General features: G+C 44.4%; 16 protein-coding genes. 5 read left to right on the forward strand and 11 right to left on the reverse strand.

The window, feature by feature from the left end:
* Positions 1–130 precede the first annotated feature (130 nt).
* The 11 genes from BLS65_RS18885 to BLS65_RS01970 all read right to left on the reverse strand — a co-directional run bounded on the left by BLS65_RS18885 (position 131) and on the right by BLS65_RS01970 (position 10743).
* Positions 131–265: a hypothetical protein gene (locus BLS65_RS18885; protein WP_262507976.1), complete on the reverse strand. Its 135-nt coding sequence runs from the start codon at positions 263–265 to the stop codon at positions 131–133.
* 264 nt (positions 266–529) lie between these two features.
* Positions 530–958 (reverse strand): hypothetical protein, encoded by a 429-nt coding sequence (locus BLS65_RS01925; RefSeq protein ID WP_125869731.1) that lies wholly within the window; start codon positions 956–958, stop codon positions 530–532.
* 59 nt (positions 959–1017) lie between these two features.
* Complete coding sequence (locus tag BLS65_RS01930; protein ID WP_092435006.1) at positions 1018–2121, reverse strand: DUF6544 family protein; 1104 nt, start codon at positions 2119–2121, stop codon at positions 1018–1020.
* Positions 2122–2412: 291 nt separating this feature from the next.
* Positions 2413–3114 (reverse strand): DUF1003 domain-containing protein, encoded by a 702-nt coding sequence (locus BLS65_RS01935; protein ID WP_092435009.1) that lies wholly within the window; start codon positions 3112–3114, stop codon positions 2413–2415.
* A gap of 406 nt (positions 3115–3520) precedes the next feature.
* Positions 3521–4807 (reverse strand): sensor histidine kinase, encoded by a 1287-nt coding sequence (locus tag BLS65_RS01940; protein WP_170829967.1) that lies wholly within the window; start codon positions 4805–4807, stop codon positions 3521–3523.
* 472 nt (positions 4808–5279) lie between these two features.
* Positions 5280–5690, reverse strand: coding sequence for a hypothetical protein (locus BLS65_RS01945; RefSeq protein ID WP_125869732.1), 411 nt, complete (start codon positions 5688–5690; stop codon positions 5280–5282).
* Between the two features lie 17 nt (positions 5691–5707).
* Entirely contained in the window at positions 5708–7594 is a 1887-nt protein-coding gene (locus BLS65_RS01950; RefSeq protein ID WP_092435018.1) for a (Fe-S)-binding protein, read from the reverse strand.
* The gene (locus BLS65_RS01955) at positions 7591–7926 is read right to left on the reverse strand and encodes a 4Fe-4S dicluster domain-containing protein (protein ID WP_092435021.1); all 336 of its coding nucleotides are present in this window, start codon (positions 7924–7926) and stop codon (positions 7591–7593) included. Before BLS65_RS01955 ends, BLS65_RS01950 begins: the two co-directional genes overlap by 4 nt.
* A 1-nt stretch (position 7927) precedes the next feature.
* Positions 7928–8947 (reverse strand): FAD-dependent oxidoreductase, encoded by a 1020-nt coding sequence (locus BLS65_RS01960; protein WP_092435023.1) that lies wholly within the window; start codon positions 8945–8947, stop codon positions 7928–7930.
* A 12-nt stretch (positions 8948–8959) separates the two neighbouring features.
* The gene (locus tag BLS65_RS01965; RefSeq protein WP_092435025.1) at positions 8960–10033 is read right to left on the reverse strand and encodes a heterodisulfide reductase-related iron-sulfur binding cluster; all 1074 of its coding nucleotides are present in this window, start codon (positions 10031–10033) and stop codon (positions 8960–8962) included.
* Positions 10030–10743, reverse strand: a complete 714-nt coding sequence (locus BLS65_RS01970) for a 4Fe-4S dicluster domain-containing protein (RefSeq protein WP_092435028.1) — start codon at positions 10741–10743, stop codon at positions 10030–10032. The genes BLS65_RS01965 and BLS65_RS01970 overlap by 4 nt, the downstream gene beginning before the upstream one ends.
* A gap of 265 nt (positions 10744–11008) precedes the next feature.
* Between BLS65_RS01970 and BLS65_RS01975 the strand changes: the two genes are divergently transcribed.
* The 5 genes from BLS65_RS01975 to BLS65_RS01995 all read left to right on the forward strand — a co-directional run bounded on the left by BLS65_RS01975 (position 11009) and on the right by BLS65_RS01995 (position 17656).
* A complete protein-coding gene (locus BLS65_RS01975; RefSeq protein WP_170829968.1) occupies positions 11009–12055 on the forward strand; it encodes a nucleoid-associated protein in 1047 nt (348 codons plus the stop codon).
* Between the two features lie 240 nt (positions 12056–12295).
* Complete coding sequence (locus tag BLS65_RS01980) at positions 12296–13801, forward strand: glycosyltransferase family protein (RefSeq protein ID WP_092435032.1); 1506 nt, start codon at positions 12296–12298, stop codon at positions 13799–13801.
* Between the two features lie 185 nt (positions 13802–13986).
* The gene (locus tag BLS65_RS01985; RefSeq protein WP_092435035.1) at positions 13987–16071 is read left to right on the forward strand and encodes a cation:proton antiporter; all 2085 of its coding nucleotides are present in this window, start codon (positions 13987–13989) and stop codon (positions 16069–16071) included.
* A 371-nt stretch (positions 16072–16442) separates the two neighbouring features.
* Complete coding sequence (locus tag BLS65_RS01990; protein WP_092435039.1) at positions 16443–17099, forward strand: DUF2238 domain-containing protein; 657 nt, start codon at positions 16443–16445, stop codon at positions 17097–17099.
* Positions 17100–17200: 101 nt separating this feature from the next.
* Positions 17201–17656 (forward strand): GNAT family N-acetyltransferase, encoded by a 456-nt coding sequence (locus BLS65_RS01995; RefSeq protein WP_092435042.1) that lies wholly within the window; start codon positions 17201–17203, stop codon positions 17654–17656.
* Positions 17657–17750 lie beyond the last annotated feature (94 nt).

Here is a 17750-nt window from a genome sequence, read left to right on the forward strand (position 1 = left end):
GTCTTAACAGAATCCGAGCCAAATGTCCTCGTTTTAACGAATGGGTAGCCCGATTAGAATGCATATAGTCAATTATGCATCGGAATTAGAAGCGGTTGTAGCGCTAATGCACTACAACCGCTTTTTAATCCTAATTACCGTAAAGCTGGTGTTTCACGGTGGGAAGGTTGAGTTTATCGAGTGTGGCCTCCAGCGGTTTGGTTGTGGTAGGGTCCCAGCCCATGGCGGTGAAGTAGGCTGCCTTGGCATCATCCCACATTAGCACGTTGGGGCTATAGGCGTTTGGCCTTAGTTCTTCATCTATTTATTGGCAACGATAAAATTAATCCATCAAACCATTTACAGTTTCTGCATGCCTCTCACCTCACCATTGGCGTATTCATAGCCCTTTCGATTCTAGGAATCTGGGCTTCGCTAGCGAGAGGGAAGAGGGTGGACGTAAAAGGTTAATAGTGTGTTGTATTTTATGCTGCAATGGCTCGCAGCGCATGGATGGAAAATAGTCTGCGTTGGCAGGGTGTGTTTTATTCTATTTGTTTTGTAATTCTACTTTTTCAATATTGTTTAGATAAATTGGTGTAATATTCACTCCGAAGAAATGGTCATTTTTACCTGTTATTGTGCTATCTTGAACGAGTAATGTGTCAAAATAAAACGATTTACGTGTTCCGTCTTTTTTTGTAATTCTCACACCAGTCTTTCTTGTCACCGGAATTATACATACAAACTCGTTTTTATCTAATACTTTTATTTCTGTCAAAGAGTTGCCAGTCACAACTCCTGGAAAAACAATTGGAAATGCAACAATAAAATTAACTTTTTTCTCAGGTTGGGTCTTTGCAAGTTGCTCTAGTAAACTTTGAGTTGTTACATGATAGGTAGCACAGCTGCTCATAATTAATGTTGAAACAACTAAAGTTCCAATAGCAGAAATTCTCATAAACATATTTGAGTTCATAATTGACATAGTTTATTAGATGGCGGTTAGTTTCTTTTCGGCGACAATTATTTCCCCTTTTAATCCTCGAGACTATTCAAATTATACTTAATACTTTTGTATTCCAGCTCTCCATAAATGAAGTCTCCATCGGGTCGTTGGTATATTAGTTTAGCCTTACTCGGTAATAGGTAACCGTTTATCATTTGGTAGTTTTCCACTGGGGTTGCCCAAGGATAGTTGCTGTATCTTTTACCGTCGGTGTCGTAGCGGTCGTTACTTATAAAGTTTACAAGTTCGCCTGTTGTGTTAAAATAGAGTATTGCACTTATGCTGATACTTCCATTTTTAAATATGGCCTTGACTTTTGTATCGTTAATGACTTCCCATTTTATTCGGCTGTCAATTAATGTTGCTGGGGCAATAAAGCACATATCGTTTAGTAGGGTAACTGTTTCTGCCTGATTCATTTTGTCTCCCTTGGCATCTACAACTTTAAACCAATTCAAAAGCCTGACTTCAAAGGTGGCCGTCTCGCTTTGGTAAAGATGTAGCCCCGTTGCCGGCAAGCTCATTTTGCTCGCAGTCATATAAAAATAGCGTGATGGTTTCTGGTAAAAGTTGTATTGAACGGATTGTATCTTCATGTACTTGTCGTTGGGTTTAGAACGCATTCCACCAACAAATTCCGCCCTGAAATTCTTGATTTTTGGTTGTCCAACCGACTTGGTATAGTTAAGATACTTTTGCACAATTGCAGGCAAATGAGCAATGTTGCTTTCCGTTAATATGTCGGTAGAAAGCGTATTGTTTTCTGAGAAATCTTTTTCCACGCGGCTTGTAAACTCACTTTGCATTACATACGAACCAAGGCTCAGTAATGTAACTGACAGTATAATAACGTTGGGAATTGTGCCAAATTTGGCATCTTTCCAAACGTAAATGATGAGTATTTGGGAAACTATTACCGTAATAAGTCCAATAAGCCAAGCATATTTGAAACTCAGAATATAAAGGATGGCGTAAAGCAGAAATAATGCAGTTACTATCAGCCACACTATTCCTATAGGTTTTGAAATGGGAAGTGTTAACTCTTTAACTTCCCTGAGATCGAATGCTTTTACAAATCCAAGTAAATGAATTAGTCCGTGTAGTGTAACGAAAATTAAAAATATTACTCTCATTGTGATTGTATTACATTATGTTTGCTAGTAATGTTCCCGTAGTTTGGCATGCGGTGGCGTTACTTTCAGCGTAATTATCGACTGTTGAAGTTAATCTGTCATAGTATGCGAAACCCAAGTGTTTAATTTGAATGGTGAATATAATAAAAGATCTTTGAACAGTGGCGCTTCGAAGACATGTCTGTTTCGCTGGCGAAATGGGTTACTCGTTTGTTTGCCGTTACTGCAATTGTCATCATGTTATACAAATTTATCCATTGGCCGAGGGTCGAAAAAGCAATGTTTAATCGCCTATTTCTTTATTTCCACTCGTTTTAAAATGTCATTCAATAACTCTATTTGATTTTTTTGCATTTCTAAGAGTTCTTGCTGTTGATCCATAATAAAATGGTCAACCTTTTCATGTAAAGACCTTATTTCTAATTCAGACTTAAGGTTGATCATATAGTCCTTTTTGGATCTATCTCTGTCTTTTTCTTCCTGCCTGTTCTGACTCATCATAATCACAGGAGCCTGCAGTGCGGCAAGACAAGATAAAATAAGGTTTAAAAGGATGAAAGGGTATGGGTCAAACCCTTTATTGAAGAGCCAAAGTATATTGGCGGTTATCCAAATGAAAATAAATACTCCGAATGAAATTATAAATTTCCAACTACCACCAAATGAAGCAACTTTATCCGCTATTCGTTGTCCAATAGTAAAAGTTTGTTGATCATCACCGTCTATTTTGTCGCTTAAAGTAGTATTATCGGTCATTGAAGTTAATACGGTCTTTTCAAGCTCTGATAATTCGCCTACTTCACGGACCAAATAGTCGGATATCGCTTTTCCTTTATAGTGATTTAACTCACTTACTGATAGAAAGCTATCATGTGAAAAATGAGGATTGTCTTTTTGAATTAAATTCAAAATAGAATGTCGGATTACTTTTGCCGAAATCTTCTCAGAGATTGGAAATTCTTTATTTGATAGGTCGCTTCGGAAAGATGTCATATGTGTAATTGTTTTATGTTGTGTCCTAAAATGGCGGGTGAATTCGCATCTTATTTTTAGCGAAGTATGAGCAAGGTGCATTCTCTGCTTCTAACATACTAAAGTAGTTGTTTCTTTCCACCCGACACTGCGTGATACTTAAAAGCCCATTTTTTAGTTGAGGATATCAGTATTGGTAATTTCTGAATTCAAGTAACAAAAGCAACTTATAGGCAATTAACTGGTGATAGGAATATGTTGATCCGATAAATTGCCGTCGTTGCTATGCTTTGGTTTTAAGTGTGGGCCGTCACTTACATCCATTCTCTTACAGGGTGCATTGCTCTCGGCTAATCATATTTAACCCTCTCCGGGGTATTTTGCACCGGCCATCCATTCACCATTCACCATTCACCCTTCGACCCTCTCACCATTTCATTGTAAATACCGTCATCTCCCCTGGCGTGGAAGTCATCGTTAGCGTGCCACCATGCAGACGCATCATTTGACGCGAAAGGCTAAGTCCTATTCCGCTGCCATCGTTCCGGGTGGTGAAGAATGGAATGAATATTTTATCCTGAAGCTCTTCCGCAATGCCCTTACCATTGTCGGCCACAATTACCACTGGTTGTTTGTTTTCATCGAGGCGTGCAATAAGCCAAATGCGAGGTGTTTCCGTCTCTTCAAGCGCGTAAATAGCGTTACTCACTAGGTTCAATAGTATCTGCTCCATCATCGATCGGTCGGCTACTACTTGCGCGCTATCGTTCGATACCTTTATCTCAACCTCAATGCTGCGTTGGTTTAGCTTCTCGTTCATTAGCACCTTTATCGCGGCAAATAGTTCGGCAATGTTAATGGTCGCGAAAGTTGGCTTGGGCAAGATAGTAAGGTTTCGGAATCGGGTTACAAACTCTACCATTCCAATGCTCCGTTCCTCTAAAATATGCAGTCCGGTGGCAATATCCTCCACCATTTCGTCTGTTAGCTCGGCAACTTCTTTAGGCTTTCCGTCGGCGGTTGTAATAAACTCGTTGAGGGTGGCAATGGTGCTGCTCATTGGTCCGGCCGAGTTCATCAGCTCGTGAGTAAGCACGCGGATAAGCTTTTGCCAGCTCTCCAGCTCCTTTTCATCCAACTCGTTTTTAATATTTTGCAGCGATACCAACTTAATTTGCTCGTCCAGTATCTTTATCCATGTCGACTTAAACGAAAGCTGCAACAATTCCTGGTGCCGATAAAGGCTCACTAAGCGCTGTTCGGAGGGTTGTAACTCTTCCAGAATGGTGCTTAACCCGGGCTGAATGTTATCTAATTCTGAAATTCTAAACAGGTGTGTCTTATGCAGCATTTCGGATGCTGCACGATTGTATAGCGTTACCTTACCCTCCGAATTAAATGCAATTAACCCAACGCCCACATGCTCTACCAGCACTTTGAAGAATTGGTTCTGATTTTGGTTGTCTATTTTTATTTGCTGTATATTTTTGTTAATGTTCTCGAGTTGTTGGTATAGACCAATGAAGGCTGAATTTTTCTTTCGATGGGTAAACAGTAAGCTGGAATCGTTGCTGCGCATAGCATCAAAAAACGATTCAAGGTCGTTGTTGAGCATGTTTAAACTTCTCACCAGCAGTGCAACTTGAATTACTAGTAATCCCAGAATGTTGAATATGATCAGGTAATCGCGCATCCACACAACGCATGCTGCCATAAGCAAGCTTGATAAAACAATACCAAATACTCGAATCCAAATGTTTATGTAGAATTCCTTTAAGAGCATAGAGGTGAAAAGTGTGAATTGTGAGAGGTGAAAAGTGAATTGAAAAAGTTAATGGGTTAAAAGTTAAAGGGTTAATTGTGAGTTGAAAAAGGGATTTGTGGCGGTTTGTTTGTTGACTATTGCTTAATAATCTCAAGTTTATAAGAATGAGAAAAATATAAGGATTTTAATAAGTCCATTTCTCAAATGGATCGTTATGGAATTAATTATAGCAGCTGGTTCAAATCCTTTCTCGACCGCTAAAGCTTGCAAATTCAGTTTAACTAGTCTACCTTCCCCTTTTAACCACAGAGGTCACGGAGATAATAAACACAGAGGACGCAGAGGTAACTACTAATAGGCAGTAAACTCACAAGCTCCTTCAACTTCAGTCTAACTCCCGTCTACCTTCCGTTTACCTTCTTTATCTCACCTTCGCCTTTTCAATGGCCTTAACGGTTTCGACATCGCGCTTTTCGGCATCTTGGGCAACAATCTCCAGCGAAATCAACTTGCCTTCGGCATTACGGTAGGCGTAATCGTAGGTGCCATCTTCCTTTTGAAGAATAAGGTAGCCGTCGATAGTCTCGGCCCAATGATGGCGTTCGTCGCCATGCAACCGGATGGTTAGCGTATCGCCGGATGGTTGTACGTATTTAATTGGGTATGGAGTTGCCGGTACTCGGTTTGGTTGGCGCTGTTGTTCCACCACGGTTACTACCGAATTGTCGGTTTTTGCATCAGCCATGGTTGTTTTGCTTGTATTGCATGCCCCCAGCGAAACAATGGCCGCTGCAATGGCTAAATTCGATTTCAAGGCTGTTCTCTTTATCATGGTAGTGTTTTTAGCGATTAGTTGAAGAAATTTACTTTATCTAAATAGTAGTTGATGGTGAATAACTTGCTCACATCCATTCCTGTTTTCCTCGTTTGCTTCTCGGCGCCTAGGCCGTCCTCCTTCAAAGGAAGTTGGTAGGCGGACTCATTCACTAGCTCTGCAATATCGGCAACACGAATACTTGACTCTGGTGCAAATGTTTTTTTGCAGAGAGGACAAGCGGTGGCAATTACCTCCGGCTTATTTATGGTGAGCGATTCAATTGTCTTTCGGGTGATTGCCTTTCGTTGATTGGAGTCGATGTTGGTAATACCTAAGCTGCCACCGCAACAGAGGGCTTTCGAGCCTTGGTCTTTAGCATCGACCCGTGAAGCCACCTTATCCAATACCATTCTAGGTTGCTCGTAGATGCTCGATCCTCGGCCAAGATCGCAAGGATCGTGGAAAACAACCGATTTGTCGGAATTTATCACCCTCAGCTGGTTCGATTCCATCAGGCTAAGGATATACTCGCTGTGGTGGTATACGGGTATCTCAAGGGCGTAATCATCCTTGAAAACCTTATAACAAATAGGGCAAGAGGTAACCAAGCTGGTGGCGCCCGATTGCTTGATTATTTCGAGGTTCTTTTGCACCAGAAGTTTTGCTGCCTCTTCGTTGCCCGAGAGCATTAGCGGACGTCCGCAGCAGATGCTTCCATCCTCGTCGATAAAGGTGTAACTCACCCGTGCCTTTTTGAAAATACCCTTCATTGCCGACACGGTAGATGGGTTCAGATGACCCATGCACCCGGAAAAGTAGGCAACATCGGCCTGCTTTGTTACCTTTTGGGGCGGCAAATAGGTATATGAGTCAGCGTTGAAGTGCTGGGTTGTTTTGCGCTGGTTTAGCCTAATGGCGGTATTCTCAATTCCCACGGGGCAGGCCACATCGCACCTACCACAAAGCATGCACGATTTGGTAACCTCATCGTCGGGGGTTTTAAACCGAAGTAGCCGGTTGAAATAGGCCGGTTGGGTATTGCTTATGTCCAGATCGCTGCTCAGCTGGCATTTGTCTATGCAGATACCGCAGCGGGAGCATGCATTGAGTTCGGCCTCGGTAAAGGAGGTGTGGGCAGCCCTTTCCTTAATGCCAAACTTCCGCAGAAAGATGAGGAATATCTCCGTGAGGATGTGCATGTAGCGGGTAAAGGGCACACTTACAAAGAACAATCCCAGCGAAAGGGAGTAGGCCCACCAGGTAGGGTAGCAGAGGTATTCGAGCGGGAGATGCTTGGCAAAGAAAACCCCTAGCGAATTGGTGAGAAATCCTCCGGTATCGTATAGGCCCGCGTTAAAGCTCTCTGCCAAAAGGCGAAGAGGGAATATAAGCCAAAGGGTGATAAGGGCCACGCGATCGATGGTGCTCTGCTTGGTTGTTCTGCGCATTCCAACAATCCGACTTTTGAACCGTTTGATCATGGCAATACCTAGGCCCGAGAGCACGAATAGGAGCAAGAAATCCATGGCAAAGACGAAGAACTTGCGGTAGGGGAGTTGCCGTAAATCGTGTACAAAGAATTCGAAGAAGATGGGATAGTAGGGCATGTTTAACTTGCCATGGCTGTACCAGCGCGTTTCGAGGTTTCCGGCAACAATGAGCAGGAACCATCCGAAGGCTAAGCTCATGTGCATGTAGCCTAGCCAAAAATTGTTCTTGAAAATTTTGCGGTGAAGCAGGCTTTCGGAGATAATTTCGCCCGATGCCGAAAAAACTTTTCTGCTGAAGAGTCCCCTGAAAAACTTTTTACGGTCTTCCTTGGGAAGGGCATAGAACCATACATGCCATTTTCCAAAAACGGCAACGAGAACGAATACCATACCCAACAGAAAGGGGATTACAAAAGGATCGAACTTCATCGCTTTAGGTTTTGTGTTGCTTCCCGAATGAGAAGAATAACGTTACGGGTATTGACGTTGCGTGGGCAAACGAGTGTGCACTTACCACACAGCATGCATTTCGCTGCCTCCTTTTCCGCGGTATCGGTTTCGCCTCTGCGGATATGGTGGATAAGCGTTCGGAAGCTAAAGGGAATAAACTTACCTGCCGAACAGGTTGCTGTGCAGCAGCCACAAGCAATGCAGAGGTTGAAGGTTGGCTCCTTCTTTGCAAGGGTAATGGCCAACTCTCGGTTAGCCGTGTCGAGGTCGCAAATGTTGGATTTCATCGATCCGTAGCCAAAATTTGCCATGCTATTGGGGATTAAGGTAGCTGTGAACTTGTATGGCCGCCGCACGGGCTGCGTTTATGGAATCGGTAATATTGTTAGGTCCGGTGCAGGCTCCTGCAATGAATACACCCTTTGTTTTGGTTTTAGTGAAATCGAGATGCACATCCTTTACGGCTGCAAATCCATCCTCATTTTTAGGTAGGCCCAATGAGTTGAGAATAGTATCGGTTTCGGGTCGGGGATTCATACCAACCATGAGCACCACCAAATCGACGGTAAGGCGCATAGGCTTCCCTGCCAGGGTATCCTCTACTTTAATCACCAAACCCCCACCGGTGGCTTCGTTGGTTTCGGACAGGCGACCACGCACAAAGGTTACCCCATGCATTTGGGCCTCCTTGTATAGCTGTTCGTAGCCGTGGCCAAACATTCTTAGGTCCATATAGAAGTTGAACACCTCAGTGTCAGGAAGTGCCTCCTTAACTTCTAACGCCTGCTTTACCGCTGTAACACAGCACACCTTGGAGCAGTAGGGACGGTTCACCTTCTCGTCGCGCGAACCAACACAGTGGATAAATGCTACTCGTTTGGGAGTATTGCCATTGACCATTGTTGGCTTGCCGTGCTTTCGGAACATCTGCTCAAGGTCGCGGGAGGTAATTACGTTTTCAAAAATGCCGTAACCATACTCTTCCTTCTTTTCGGCAGGGAAGAGCTCAAATCCGGTAGATAGAACTACGGCGTTTGCTTCGAAGTGCTGTCCACTAATCACCCCAATATTAAAAATTCCGTTGTTCTCATCGATCGAATTTACCGTTGTAGAGGTGTGTATTTCACAGGTTGAATTGAGCGTGGCCAGCGAGTTGGAAACTACCTCATGCGCTGGTCGGCGAGTAGGGAATAACCTATCCCATCCTAGAACGTTGCCACCAAGCTCCTTCTCCTTTTCGAAGAGCATTACCTTGTAGCCAAGGTTGCTAAGCGTGGCTGCGGTTTCGATTCCCGCAACTCCTCCTCCTATTACTGCAACAGATTTGTCCATATAAAAGGTCTTCTACTTGTAAAATTTTAGATTTTTGGGCGCCTCGGGTTGTCCAAGATCTTCGTTGTTCATTCCTCGGAACTTTTGGTCGGGGTTATAGCTAGCGCCCATTTTGTCGAGGAGCGATTCCACCGGGACCTGATGCAGCTGCAATCCCAGTTCCCACGGGTCGAATCCCAGCACTAGGCCAGCCACCTCTTCGTAGGTTAACGATGGTATTCCATGTCCATCCTCCCCGTATGTTTTTCCCTCCATTTCGGCAACGCCATACTGCCATCTATCGAGAAAGTAGGCGCATCCGGGACAGTTGGAGATGATGAAATCGGGTTTGTATGGTTCCATGGATTCGAACTTTTTCTTTGAGGCAGAAATGGAGTAACCCCTATTGGCCTTTACCAAATATTGACGAAACCCGAAACCGCAGCAGTGTCTTCGTTCGGGGTAGTCAATAGGCTCTCCACCCCACGCTTCTACCATTCCGGCCAGCACGTAGGGGTATTCAGCTCCTCCAACCCCTTTGGCCGGGAACATCTTGGCATAGTGGCAACCAATATGATCGACCACTTTTAAGGGCTTTCCTGTGGCCTTATTTATGAGCTTATACTTCGCTTTTGCTGCAATTTCGTGTCGGAACTTGAAGATGATATCGCTGGTATGAGCGAGATTATCGGGAATATCGAACTCCCGTTTGGTGGCAATGCGGAGATTCTCGTGTACTCGCTCTTCCACTTTGGGGAAGTGGTGCCACGCATCGAGAATTTCGGTGTAGATACCAAAGGAGGTTACACACGAGGGAACGTAGTTGCGGTAGCCCGACTCCTTCATGAGCGCAAAATTACGGCCTACCACGGTCATAGTTGTTTCAAGGGGAACAACCTCGGAATGGTAGCCAATGCCCGAGCAGGTGGTATGGTGAGTGTCGTCGAAGACGTCCTTCTTGAGCACATCCTTTAATATCTTGAGGAATGCGGCTTCCGATCCGGGGAAAAAGTTTTGGCGAATGCAGCTGCGAACGTAGTAGAACTTATCGTCGGCAATCTCTTTCTGGTAATCTTTCCAGACTTTTCGCTTTCCGTCTATCTTCATGAGTTCGTGTGCTTTTCTTGGTTGTTAGTATTGAATACCTCGTAGAAGTATTCGCTATCTTTTCCGGTTCCAATTTCGAGCCCCATTTCCTTGGCCTTTCGGGCCGAATGCTCCTCAATAGTGTCGAACCAAGCCATGCCTCCGGTTACCTCAAAGATGCTGCGTAGCTCGTCAAGATCTTCCTGTGGAACCTTGCGCAGGGCACCGGGTCCTTCTCCTTTGTAGTTGGCGCCCATCTTGGGCAATATTTGCTCGGCATTATCCCTTAGCCAATCCCAAACAGGACCCTGCTCAGGAAACGATTCGGTGTCGATATGATCGATATACACGCAATAGCCTGTGTCTAGAATCGACTCTCCTACCATACGCTTGAGCGCCAGCTGCTGACGTCCTTTTTCGCTCTCCACAAAATAGCCCATTTCGATGGAAAGTGTGCGGAGGGCTTGTATTACTAGTCCTGGTGCATTTTGCCGAGGGCAGCGTGTTTTGCAGCTCATGCACTCGCCGCAGTACCAAATGGTATCGCTCTTGAGGTAAGCCTCGATGGCTTCTTCGTTTTTGCCCTGAACGGCATCGAGAATGGCCCTTGGTTGATAGTTGTAAACCTCTGCTGCAGGACAAATGGCGGTGCATGTTCCACAGTTGATGCAGGCCGAAATGCCTTCAATAAACCGAATATCCTTGCTGAGCGTATCGTATAGTTTTCCCATTTTGTCCTCAGTTTGCGAAAGTAGTTAAGTAATAGCAATAGAAACCTGCGCCACCGTAATTGCGGTGGCGACGATACATAAATCCATGTAAACTATGGTATATCAGTGATTTTGTAACAGAATACACAGTGTGATTAGTTAACGCTTTCTTTCACAAATATAACCTGCATAAGCTAATACTTTAGGAATTTTGTTCAATTTTTCCGTATTTAAAATCTTTCCAAAGAAGAATAGTTGCAACTTTGGGGTACAAATACTGATGTTTATGCTCGATTTTTCTGAAGCCAAACTTGAGGAGGTAATTCTGCATCTGATTGGCAGTAAAGGCCAAGATGAAGAACTGGTTCTCTCCAATAGCGTGATTGATACCAGCAATGAGTTGCTCCGTACGCTTCTACAGGATTACTTTTTGTCGCACTTTAAGCCGGGGGAGTTTTACTCGTTTACCCACGATAGCGATGTAAAGCTCAATGAGGTTTACTCTTACGTCTCCTCTTTTTTCATGGAGCAGAAGAACCTGGTTGTGATTTCGCAGGAGATTGCCAAGCATCTCTTTTACGTTAGCAGCCATCCGAACATCAAGAATGGCGAGCTATACGTTGCTTCCATTCGCAACTGCGTGGTGGATGGTGAGCAGGTGGATGCTATCGGCATTTTTAAATCGGAAATTAAGGAGAACTTCCTCAAGGTGCGTTCGGCTGATACTACCATTACGGTGGAGGCGGAGCAGGGTACCAGCATCAATCGGCTGGATAAGGGGTGTATCATATTCAACACCGAGCACGAGGATGGCTTTAAGCTGATGGTGGTGGATTCCACCAACAAGAATAACGATGCGGTGTACTGGAAGGATGCCTTCTTGCGGATTGCACCTCGCAGCGATAGCTATTACCAAACCAAGAACTACCTCCACCTATGCAAGGATTTTGTGAAGGAGGTCTTTTCACCAAAGAATGAGGTTGAGAAAACCGACCAACTGCTGCTGCTTAACCGCACCGAAGAGTTTTTTACTAAGGCCGATAACTTCGACGAGAAGGTTTTTGAGCAGGTGGTGCTGGAACAACCCGAAATAGTGGAGGCATTCAACGACTACAAGCACGCCTATGCCGAGCTAAATCAGGTGGTTTTTGAGCCTTCCTTCGAAATATCCACCGAGGCTACCAAAAAGGCTAAGAGTTTCTTCAAGAGTATTATTAAACTCGACAAGCGCTTTCACATATACGTGCATGGCGGTAGCGATTTTATCGAAAAGGGTTCCGATCCCGATAAGGGGATGCACTTCTACAAGCTTTACTTTGAGAATGAGGAGTAGGGAGGATTTGAAGATGATAGGATTTGAAAATGTGGTAATGGAAAAGATACCGCAGATTATATTTTGAGATGATGTAATGAAAAAAGCACCACAGATTAGTGCAGATTTGGTAGTGGAGAATAATACCACAGATTAGCGCAGATTGACACAGATTTTATTAGTTATGTAGGGAACAGTATAAATTGGATGACCTGTTAATTTTCTATTGTAGAAATTGTTGAAAAGTTAAGATTAACACTGATGGCATTTAAATACAAGCAATTTAACTTTTTCTACATAGTCTTTCTTGTAGCGGCAGTTGTTTATCTCATTACCGCCTATAACAGTCACGGCTACTACCATGCCGATGAGCACTATCAAATAGTAGAGTTTTCCGGTATTAAGCTGGGCACCCATGCACCTAGCGATTTAGCTTGGGAGTATGAGGCTAAGCTAAGACCAGCACTTCAGCCTACCATCTGTTTTCTAGTATTCAGTGGGCTGAAGTCGACTGGTGAGACCAACCCATACACAATGGTAATGTGGCTTCGAATACTCACAGCACTCCTGTCATTGGTTATTATTACCTTTTTTATCAAGCAAACCTTATCTCTATTTAGCCGCGAAACAGATAAAAAGGCTTATATATTGCTCTCCTACTTTTTGTGGTTTATTCCACTGCTGAGTGTGCGTTTTTCATCCGAAACAATGTCGGGACTAATGCTGTTGCTTGCCCTTGCCTTGCTACATAAAAAGGAGAGTAACTATACCCCATGGTTGCTCGGTTTGGTTTTTGGATTGGGCTTCTTGTTTCGGTTTCAAGTGGCCTTTGTAATAGCCGGAATAGGCCTCTGGCTGATCTTTATTCGGAATGTCAACTTTCGCTACTTATTAAAAATTGCCGCTGTTTTTTTCCTTATTGTTGGAGTCGGAACGTTAATCGACTCGTGGTTTTACGGACAATTTGTATTTACTCCATTCAACTACTATAAGGCTAATATTTTGGAAGATGTGGCCTCCAGTTTTGGCACCTCTCCTTGGTATTTTTACCTAGGAAAACTGATTACTCTTCCCAGCTACTTTGTGGGAATACCGCTAGCCATTGCCTTTGTCGTTGTTGCCGTTTATAATCCGCGCAGTATTTACCTATGGTGCATAATTCCGCTATTTGTGGTGCATTCAATTATTCCGCATAAGGAAGAGCGGTTCTTGTTTCCTATCGTCTTCCTTTTTCCAATTATTGTGATGCTGGCTTGGGAAAAAGTTGCTCCGATATTTGGAAAACGAAGAGCATACAAATCAATAAGAATGGCCCTAATTGTCCTTTTTGCATTGGCAAATGGTGTTGGGGTGGTTGCCATGTCGGTGAAGGCTGCTGGCGTTGGTCGTATTGGCCTTACCAAGCATATTCACGACAATTATGGCGATAAACACATCAACCTAATTTATAATCCGTGGTGCAACCCATATAACCCGTGGGGATTGCCGGTGAAGTTTTACCTCGAAAAGGACTTAGAGTGGCATGCGCTCGACAGCTTGGGTATGCTTACCGAGTCGCTCATAAAACCCAATGCGGTAAACCTACTGGTAGTTGGAGTCAACGAAGCCGAAAATCCTGTATGGCAAGTTGCTCTATCCCAAAAGGGCTTTGTGGAAGAGGCTCGCAGTATTCCAAATTGGGAAGCATGGATAAACAGGCGCTATAAAGCTTTCGATAAGGGATGGGTGCTGGTGCTTTACCGTCGAAAGCCGCAGGAAGTCCAATAATAACTAGCAACTTTATAGGATTCTATACTCAATGACATGGCGAAACAATTTTGTTGTTGCGCATTAACGCTTTAGGCATTGGTAGTTATTTTTGTTTATCGAAAGGGTTTTAATGTTAATTATTTTAGAATTTAGTTCAATTTAACTTTTTTTCGTAATTTGAGCAGAGATAAAGAGCTGCTATTATGGAACCTCTGCTATTCATCATTATCGCGTTAATACTCGGAACCCTTACCCGGCATCTCCTGAAGAAAATGCCCATTCCCTACACCGTGCTGCTGGTGGTAATTGGCTTGCTGCTTGGTGCTGCTACTCGCTTTCACTGGATTGATGAATCGTTTGAACTTGTATTGGGTGCCATTTCGTGGGCTGGGGTAATCAATCCGCATGTGGTTTTCTTTGTGTTTCTCCCCACGTTAGTTTTCGAAGCCGCCTTCGGCATGGACTGGCACACGTTTCGTAAAACATCCGTAAACGCCACCCTGCTTGCCGGTCCGGGAATTATCATTGCGCTAGGTTTAACCGCCGTCCTGCTTATTGGGGTAAAGGTTTTCGGCATAGGTTTAGCGGGTTGGTCGTGGCCCATTGCCCTCATGTTCGGTGCGGTAATTAGTGCTTCCGACCCGGTAGCAGTAGTGGCCATTCTGAAGGAGTTGGGCGCGAGCAAAAAGCTCTCCACGCTCATCGATGGGGAGGCCATCCTGAACGATGGAACGGCCATTGTGCTGTTTATGGTTTTTTACATACCACTCTCGGGCCAAGCCACCGAGCTTAACCCATTTCTCGATTTCCTAAAGGTGGCCATTGGCGGTATGCTGCTCGGGTTGATCATGGGCCGCGCAGTGATGTACTGGCTCAAAAACGTTTTCAACGATCCGATAGTGGAGATAGTGGTGCTTCTTGCCTCAGCCTATCTCGTCTTCTTTATTGCGGAGGAGTTCCTACATGTTTCCGGTGTGCTGAGCTTGTTTGGCCTAGGTATAACCATGGCCAGCGTGGGCAAGACCCGTATCAGTCCCGAGGTAAACAAATTCCTTCATGAGTTCTGGGAATTGGCTGTGTATATTGCCAATACGCTCATATTTATAATTGTGGGCGTGGTTATTGCTAGCCGTATCAATTTCACCCCGACCGATTTTATCGTACTCCTCATCCTATACGTAGGCATACATGTGGCTAGGGCCATTATGATTGCGCTGCTTTACCCATTGATGAAACGAGCCGGATATGGCATTACGTTTCATGAGGCCATTGTTACGTGGTATGGGGCATTGCGTGGAGCGGTAGGCTTAGCACTGGCGCTCATTGTGGCGGGCATGGCTAACTTGCCTGTGGAGGTAAGGGATCAGTTCCTTTTTCTTACCGCCGGAATTGTGCTGCTTACCCTGCTCGTCAACGCCACCACCATTAAGCTTATTGTGGATAAGCTAGGCATGACTCGGGTGGCCGCTTCAAAAGCGGTGGTTTTGAATCAAACATATGTGGCGGTGAGTGAGGAGATGGAAGCCGAACTTCTGAAAATCACATCGAGCCGATACTATAAGAATGCCGATGCTGACGTTGTGAGAAGCTATCTTCCTCGATATAAAAAGGTGAAAGTTGAGCATCCGCAAAAAAGTAGCGAGTTGGCCGAGTTGCGCCGTCGCGTGCTCGAAAAGGAGAAAGCCAGCTACTGGGAGCAGTTCAACCGAGGGATTATTAGCTCCGATACGGTGATAAAACTTACCGAGGCCATTAGCGAAATGCTCGACAGCAATGGGAACATGCCGCTCGACCAGCGGCACGATTTGGAGGATATGCTGCGCAACTCGCGGTTCCTCAACAACCTTCAACGTGTTTCCTGGCTCTTTGCCATCTACCGGCAGCTGAACTACAACAAGCTGGTGTTGAGCTACGATTTTGGGATGGGCTTTGTGGAGGCTCAGAATGCCAACCTCAAACTTATCGATGGCTTTAAGGAGGGCATGGAGGATGCTTCCGCTTCGGAGACCAATAGTGAGCAGCTGCGCGATGAAATTAGTCAGAATATTATCCATGGGCAGACCTTTATCCGCAACTTTAAGCGGTTCCACCCAGGTATATACATTGAAGTGGCCACGAAAAAGGCTGTTCAAACGCTGCTGAACACCGAGAAATCGAAGGTAGACGAGTTGGTGGAATCCGGACGGATCGATTTGGTTGAGGCCGAGAAGCTGCTCGAAAGCATTGAGGAGCGCATGAAGATGATTCAGAAGTTCCGCTACCACACCAGGAAGATAAAAGAGGAGTAGGGCGGCTGCAGGAAGTAGCCCGTTGACAGGCCGAATTATTACACCCAGAATTGTGAGTCAAACCCTTGGGTCTCTCACCAGACTGCAATCTTCTCGTCCAGATAGACCATCGGAAGAACATATCCGTAAAATAAAGCGCCACAGATAGACGCAGATTAGCACAGATTTAAAAAAGAATGCAAATCAGCATTTCAAAACGATACTGAATGCCTAAAAAACGAAGGTGGACGAGCTGGTGGAATCGCCAATCAGACATACAAAACCGCGTATTAAATTTGTGCTATTTGGTAATCCAAATGAAACTGGTAGTTTTGAAAGGTGGGAAATATAGCCTACTGCATTGTTTTATCCAATAATTAACAACTTTACTTATGCGATTTACTACAGCCGTTTCGAAGGGACGAACTCCCATAACAAAGAATTACTGGATATGGATTTTTATTTCCTGCCTCACATTTGTAGGTGTCAATTCATTGGTTGGAACCACTAATATTAGCAACTGGCTTCTTGAAAATACGTTAACAATCCTTTTCCTAATAGTTATTACAGCATCTTATAAGCGCTTTAAGTTTAGCGACTTGTCCTACCTGCTTATTTGTATGTATCTAATGCTCCATATTTACGGTTCAAAGTATACCTATGCCGAGAATCCATTTGGCTACTACCTTAAGGATATCTTCAACGGAGAGCGAAACCAGTATGATAGAATAGTTCACTTCAGCTTTGGCCTGCTGCTTGCCTACCCTATGCGAGAGTTGTTTCTCCGGTGGTTTAAATTCTCAAAAATTGCGTCTTGGATTCTTCCCATAGAGATTACGCTTTCGATTAGTGGTCTTTATGAGTTGATCGAATGGTCTGTAGCCGATATCTTTTTTAAGGCTCAGGGCGATGCTTACCTTGGAACTCAAGGCGATATTTGGGACGCCCAAAAGGATATGTTCATGGCATTTTTAGGCGCCATTATTGCTACCACTATTGTTTCGAGTATTAAGTGGGGGTTGAAAAAATATGCAGATGCAAAACAGTAGTTGGCAGCAGCTACTAATTCTTATATCTACTAACATGGCCGATGAGGCCGGACAGGTCCAATCGCATTTTTCTGTTGAATAGTCATTGATAGGTAAGAGGCATGGGGAACATTGTGGTTAGGCCGGTGGAGATAAGCGAGCTAGGGTTAGTTTACCAGCTCGATAGGCAAGCCTTTGGGGACAATTGCTATCCTCCCTTTGTGCTGCGGCAACTCTACGATGTGCATGGAGATTTGTTCCAAGTCGCATTAATCAACGATTCGCTTGTGGGATATGTTATTGGGGCTGTGGAGACGGGCGGTTCCAGCGCTTGGATATTGGCTCTTACTACCGATGATGGTTGCCGAAACGTCGGCATTGCCACCGCCCTACTTACTGAAATCGTGGGGCACTTGCACAAGCAACAGATATCATCCATCAAATTGACCGTGGCCGAGGGCAATGTGGCTGCTATTCATCTCTACTGCGATAAATTCTCCTTCACCATTGCGCGCAAGGTCGAAAACTATTTTGGAGAAAACACTCCTCGGCTACTGCTTCAGCATAAAGGTATTTAGCGGTCTCGATTTTGGCAACTTAGAGTATGCCTAACGCTATCTCAAATGTCAAACTCTGTGATTTATGTAACTCTTGTCTGGAGTTTTGTAACAT

This window comes from Williamwhitmania taraxaci, assembly GCF_900096565.1.
Classification (GTDB): Bacteria; Bacteroidota; Bacteroidia; order Bacteroidales; family Williamwhitmaniaceae; genus Williamwhitmania; species Williamwhitmania taraxaci.